The organism is Pedobacter sp. (genome assembly GCF_035566355.1).
Taxonomy (GTDB): domain Bacteria; phylum Bacteroidota; class Bacteroidia; order Sphingobacteriales; family Sphingobacteriaceae; genus Pedobacter.
In genome coordinates this window covers 1-6,145 of sequence record NZ_DATMRL010000414.1, presented here as the reverse complement: position 1 = coordinate 6,145, position 6,145 = coordinate 1, and the positions used below count along the sequence as shown (strand labels likewise).

The 6,145-nt window shown below is 40.3% G+C and carries 5 protein-coding genes; 2 read left to right on the top strand and 3 right to left on the bottom strand.

Annotated features, from left to right (window positions below; translation table 11 throughout):
- The coding region (locus tag VNZ46_RS16050) for a SusC/RagA family TonB-linked outer membrane protein (protein ID WP_325561076.1) at positions 1–1,953 on the top strand (1,953 nt) is incomplete at its 5' end.
- 89 nt (positions 1,954–2,042) lie between these two features.
- Complete coding sequence (locus VNZ46_RS16045) at positions 2,043–3,590, top strand: RagB/SusD family nutrient uptake outer membrane protein (RefSeq protein WP_325561075.1); 1,548 nt, start codon at positions 2,043–2,045, stop codon at positions 3,588–3,590.
- 117 nt (positions 3,591–3,707) lie between these two features.
- Here VNZ46_RS16045 and VNZ46_RS16040 read toward each other — a convergent pair whose 3' ends face one another.
- From VNZ46_RS16040 to VNZ46_RS16030, 3 genes are all read right to left on the bottom strand, one after another.
- On the bottom strand, positions 3,708–4,826 hold the full coding sequence (locus VNZ46_RS16040; RefSeq protein ID WP_325561074.1) for a TlpA disulfide reductase family protein: 1,119 nt from the start codon (positions 4,824–4,826) through the stop codon (positions 3,708–3,710).
- A 17-nt stretch (positions 4,827–4,843) separates the two neighbouring features.
- Positions 4,844–4,996 (bottom strand): hypothetical protein, encoded by a 153-nt coding sequence (locus VNZ46_RS16035; protein ID WP_325561073.1) that lies wholly within the window; start codon positions 4,994–4,996, stop codon positions 4,844–4,846.
- An 11-nt stretch (positions 4,997–5,007) separates the two neighbouring features.
- A partial coding sequence (locus VNZ46_RS16030; protein WP_325561072.1) for a TlpA disulfide reductase family protein occupies positions 5,008–6,145 on the bottom strand: 1,138 nt, incomplete at its 5' end.

The following is a 6,145-nucleotide window of genomic DNA, read 5'->3' as shown; positions in this document are numbered from 1 at the left end:
GGCAGCAGTATTACCTTAAATTACGGTCAGCGTACTTATCCTAGACCTGGTAGTCAGGACATGTTCCTGTCCACTCTATCCCAGTCTCCGCTTTACGGACCTGTATTACCTGATGGCAGTGGACGCTATACTGCTACGGCCTATTCTTTTCAGACTGCCAATAAAAATCCTGTTGCAATAGCAGAAAATGCACTCGCATCAAATACCGATTACTTTATGCAAGGGAATCTCTTTCTCGATGTCAAACTCATCGAAGGCTTACAATGGAAAACCAGTGTCGGAACAAATTTTGATTTTCAGAAATCCTATGATTATAAACCAGTGATAGGACAATATCTCTGGTTTGCAGGACCAAATGATGCACCATTCCGTACTTTGGATACAGGTGGACAGGGATTACTCGTAACTGATAAGAACTACATATATCCAATTGGCTATACTCAATTGACCTATACAAAAAAAATAGGTGATCACTCTTTTAACATACTTGCAGGAACCCAGGCAGAGTATTATAAAAACCAGAGCCTTTCGGCCTCCAGGGTTACCTATCCGAACAACTCTGTGCCCGAAATTGACGCTGGAGGTACAGGTTCCCAGCTCAACGGCGGAACCGCAGCTGAATGGTCCATCAACTCTTACTATGGCAGATTGAATTACGATTATAAAGGAAAGTATCTTTTGGAAGGAAACATCAGATATGATGGTTCTTCCCGCTTTGCACAAGGAAATAAATGGGGTTTGTATCCTTCTCTGTCTCTAGGTTATAGAATTTCACAGGAGGATTTTTTCAAAAATCTCCTGCCAGTAGTTTCTGACATGAAAATCCGTGCCTCAACGGGAAAACTAGGCAATCAGAACATAGGCAATTACCCTTATCAGGATGTGTATACAACAGGTTTTTCTTATCCATTTGGAGCCAATCTTGGTGATGGAGTTCGTAAAACTGGTCTCGTTGATCAAAGCATCAAATGGGAAAGCACAAAGGTTTTCGATCTTGGGTTGGACATGTCTTTCTTTAAAAATAAGTTAAGTTTAACGGCTGATTATTATAATAAGCTCACTACTGATATCCTGGATGTAGCTCCTCTGCCAACTTACATTGGCTACGACCCACCAACTATAAATAATGGGACTATAAGAAACCGAGGAATGGAATTATCTCTTTCTTACAAAGATAAGATTGGCGAGTTAAATTATTCTCTTTCGGCCAACATCCAACTTAACCGCAATAAACTATTAAAATATAGTGCAACTAAGATCGGTACCACGACAATTGATCAGGTAGGTTTACCTTTCGACAGTTATTATATCTATGAATTTGAAAAGATCTTCCAATCTGCTGATGAAATAGCTACATCACCAAAACAACCTTATAATCCTGTTCCAGGAACATTTAAATTCAAAGATCAGAATGGTGACAATAAAATTGATGAGAATGACAGAAAAATATTTTCAGGTGCATTCCCAAATTATGACTACTCTTTAAATGCTAATTTTGAATATAAGAATTTCGACCTTTCTATCTTCCTCTATGGTTCACAGGGACAAAAACAATATGTTAACGGATGGGGTTTCCAGCCCTTCAACCAGGGTTCTGTCCCAACAACAGATTGGCTTAATGCCTGGACGCCGAGCAATCCAAGCACAACGATGCCGCTTATCTATCTAACCGGCACAGGTAATGTTAGTCAAAACCTCAGTACTATTTCTAGTTATTATTTAAGAGACGCCTCCTTTTTAAGGATAAAAAATATACAATTGGGCTACAACCTCCCTGAAAAACTAGTTAAATTAATAAAAATGAGTGCCTTGAGGGTTTATTTTTCCGGAGAAAACCTATTCACTTTCACTAAATTTCCAGGACTGGATCCCGAAAGAATAGCCACCAACACACGCTATGTAACACATCCTCAAAACAAGACATTTAACTTCGGAGTTAGAGCGACCTTTTAATTAAAGACTATGAAATCATCATGATTTATTCATATCACAGTTTGAATAAATCTGATAGCTTCATCACAAATGAAAAAAAAATTAAACAGATGAAAAAGCTATTTTTATTTATCATAATCCTATCTGGGCTAAGTATTTTTAGTGCATGCAAGAAGGATTTTCTTCAAAAAGATCCCTTGGCACAACTGCAAAAAGAGACATTCTGGAAAACCCAAAATGACGCAGACCTTGCATTGGCAGGTTGCTATAACTTTTTATGCCGGGGAAACAATGCAACAAGTGTAAGCAACGCAGGAGCCGGTTTTGGTGGCGGATATATGTTTTGGGAAACCCTTACTGATAACGGCTATACAATTTCCAGCGGGGGCAATTTTTCTACGGTTTCCACCGGTAACATTGAAGCAACTATGACAGGGATTGTTTCAGATGCCTACAAATATAGCTATCAGGCCATCGCAACATGCAACCTTTTCCTGGTTCGTATCGGTGATATTCAACTAACACCAACCTTAAGAAACCAGTACATAGGAGAGGTAAAGTTCATCAGAGCTTATCATTATTTTCTCTTATCCCAATTATATGGAGATTGTGTACTAACACTTAAACCACTTAGCTTTGATCAGGCCAGCATAACCATTCCGCGCTCCCCCAAAAGTCTTGTTGTAGATTCCATTCTCGCCGATCTTGATTATGCAGCAACCAATTTACCCAACACAAATTATAACGGACATGCGGTAAGAGGCACAGCGTTAGCCTATAAAGCCAAAGTGCTGTTAGCCAATGGTCAGTACCAAAAAGCAGCTGATGCCGCCAAACTGGTGATGACAGAAAACAAATTTAAACTTGCCGATACTTACAGCAGTCTGTTTTTAAAACCTGGTCAGAACAACAATCCAGAAATCATGTTTTCGGCACGTTATTCACCTCCAAGTTTTTACAGCCCCCAAGATTGGTTATTTTCCTATCTTAACAATGTAAATGTGCTCAAATACCTTGTAGATGATTACGAATGCATTGATGGCTTGCCGATCCAGTCTTCACCTTTATTTAGCAGTACTACACCTTATGCCAATAGAGACCCACGACTAAAAATGAGCATTATTGTTCCTGGCGACTGGCGAGGCACAACCTCAGTTACGGCTTTTGATCCTAAAGCCGCAGCGGTACCCAGTGGTTTTCTGCCGCGTAAAGGAATTGATCCAAATCGTTTTCCCACTACTTATGCAACACAAAGCGACCAGGATTGGGTACTGATGCGCTACGCTGATGTATTGCTCATGTATGCCGAAGCCCAAAATGAAGTTGGAGGTCCGGATGGAACAGTTTACGCCGCCATAAACGCAGTCCGAACAAGACCAGATGTTGCCATGCCCTCTATTCCTGCAGGTTTATCAGCTGCAGATATGCGCACCCGGATCCGTCACGAAAGAAGAATTGAATTCGCAATGGAAGGACAACGCTTTTTTGACCTCAAAAGATGGCGGTTTGATCGTACCATCATTCCTACTATAAAGGATCCTAATAATGCATATCGTTCATTCCCCCTTAGAGATACCATCTGGCCAGTACCACAATCAGAAATCGAAGTTGCCAAAAGCGTAGGAAATACCGGATTTAAACAAAATCCAGGCTATTAATTAATCAGTTATCCTTTTTATGTTAAAAAAACGCAATTGATATTAAATGAAAAAGCCCCAAAGGGGCTTTTTCATTTAAATTGGCTATGACACATAGTTTGATGCCATTATGCGATTTTACCTAATAAAAGAGGAAATTTTTTCATTCACATCTTCTCCACGTAAATTCTTCGCTATAATCACCCCCTCAGGGTTGATCAGAAAATTTTGAGGTATAGCAGAAATACCATATTGAACCGCAACATCGCTTTTAAACCCTTTCAGATCGCTAACCTGAATCCAAGGCATACCGTCCTGTTTTACTGCACCCAACCAAGCCGCTTTAGTTTCATCCAGAGAAACACCTACTATTTCAAAGTTCTTATCTTTAAACTGCTTATAGGCTTTTAGCAGGTTCGGGTTTTCTGCCCGGCATGGACCACACCAGCTCGCCCAGAAATCAACCAATACAAACTTGCCTCTTAAAGATGAAAGTTTGAATTCCTTCCCTTTATCATCTGTCTGCCTGAAATCTACAGCCTTACCAATGGCAAGCTGTTTCGCTTTATCATATTTTTCGGTCAGCTTTTTACCAGTAAAACCCGCAAGGACTCTCGGACTTAAAGCTTTGTAATAGGGATCAAAAACTTGCGGATCAATTACCATTGTTTTGTTGTCATTGATCAGATCCGCACTCACATAAGAATCTCCGTGGTTGAAGATGAAAGAATCCAATACCGCTTCCATCTTAGCCACGAGCGGCTTTGCTTCCGCCTGGATCCTTTTGATCGCTACGGTATCTTTTGCAGACCTTGCATTCAGAAAATCATAACCGATTTTTCTATATAGGGCTGGTCTATTTCCCATTTGTGCAGTATAAGCTATAAAATCAGCCTGCGCCTGCGTTCCGGAAATCCGTGCCGTAGCCAGACTATCCTTTCCGGTTACCAGATACTTTCCTTTTTGCAGGTAAAAATCCTGCCTATCATAGTCTGCATAACGGCGGCTGGTATCTTTTTTCACCGGAATTAAGGTCAGGTACGCCTTACTGGCGTGCGCCGTTGTACCAGATATTGTAAATTTACCATTTTTTAGCAGCGTGCTGTCTTTCACACTTTTGCCCAATGCGTTCACATAACTTAAGATTACTTGATTCCCGTTACCTACAGCAGGCAGGTTTCCAGAGATTTCAAACTTATCCTGTCCCATACAGAAACTTGCAGGCAACAGCAATAAGGCACCAATAAATGTTTTCATGTTCATCATATTTTATATTATTTAATTAGTGTGCTCAGTGTTTTATCAAGCTCCTCTCCCATCAGATTTTTGCCCAATATTTTCCCGTTAGGATCTAACCCCCTTTGTGCAAATAAGCTGAGAGGAAGGCAGCAAACGGCCACCAGTATACGTTTTGTTTTCGTCATCATTTTATTAATTTTTACTGTTTTTTTACGGTAATAAAAGCGGATATTTTTGCTGGAAGGTCTTCACCACGAAGATTGGTAGCGATGATCATACCTTCCGGATTGATCAACAGGTTTTGGGGTAACGCTTTAATATCTAACTTGGCTGCCAATCCATCTCTTACTTTCATCCCTTTTAAGTCGGACACCTGCAACCAAGGGAGTTTATCTTGTTTTACTGCGTTTTCCCAGGAAGCTTTGCTTTCATCAAACGATACGCTTACAATTTCTAGGTTCCGGTCCTTGAGCTGCTCATAGGCTTTTAACACATTTGGGTTTTCAGCGCGGCACCAGTAGCACCAGCTGGCCCAGAAATCCAGAAACACATATTTGCCGCGTAATGATTTTATGTTGAATGGTTTGCCGTTAATATCAGTCTGTGAAAAATCGATGATCTTTACACCTACCGCACGCTTTTCATTTGCTAAAATTCTGTCTATGGCTAGTTTTCCCAATGATGATGACTGAAGCTGGGAAGAGAATTTATAAAACAAGGGCTTTACCTCTGCTGAGTCAAAGTGACTGCCGAGGATAGAAGTGTTAAATGTGTACAACGCCATAAATGAATTAGGATTTGATTCTACAAACTTTAATTGGATGTTTCTGATCTGTTTAACGTAGCTGTTTAGACTATCCGACGCAACTTTTCGCTCCTCAACAGTTTTTCCGGCTACGGCTTCATGCCCTTTTGAAAATTCATTTTGTAGCTTGATAATTTTGTTGGTGAAAGGTGTAATTAATGCCGAAAGTTCCCGATCCTGGCGATCAGCTGTTGATCCGCTGACCTTTGCGTTTTTTATAGAATCAGCTGTGATTAAAGATATATTGGAGTTTTCAAGCCAAAAACTGATATAATCATTTTGATTTCCACTTTTGCGCAGGCCGCTGTACTTTACTTCAATCATGACTTGGGCAGGTTCACTCACATTTCCTTTAAACTGGAATTGGCCGCCATTTATATCCACAGAATCTTTGTTTTTATACGAATTCCCTTGTAAAGTAACGAGATAAGCTTTGGCGTGCCCTTTAACGGCTGGCAATTTTCCTGAAATGGTATAGCTCTTTTGAGCTGCTGCCAATAGTGGCAGCAGTGACAACAATAAAAATAATAAT

Excerpts from the sequence above, each read along its gene's own strand:
- VNZ46_RS16040 (WP_325561074.1), bottom strand. The coding sequence starts at position 4,826 with ATGAAAACATTTATTGGTGCCTTATTGCTGTTGCCTGCAAGTTTCTGT.
- VNZ46_RS16045 (WP_325561075.1), top strand. The coding sequence starts at position 2,043 with ATGAAAAAGCTATTTTTATTTATCATAATCCTATCTGGGCTAAGTATT.
- VNZ46_RS16035 (WP_325561073.1), bottom strand. The coding sequence starts at position 4,996 with ATGATGACGAAAACAAAACGTATACTGGTGGCCGTTTGCTGCCTTCCT.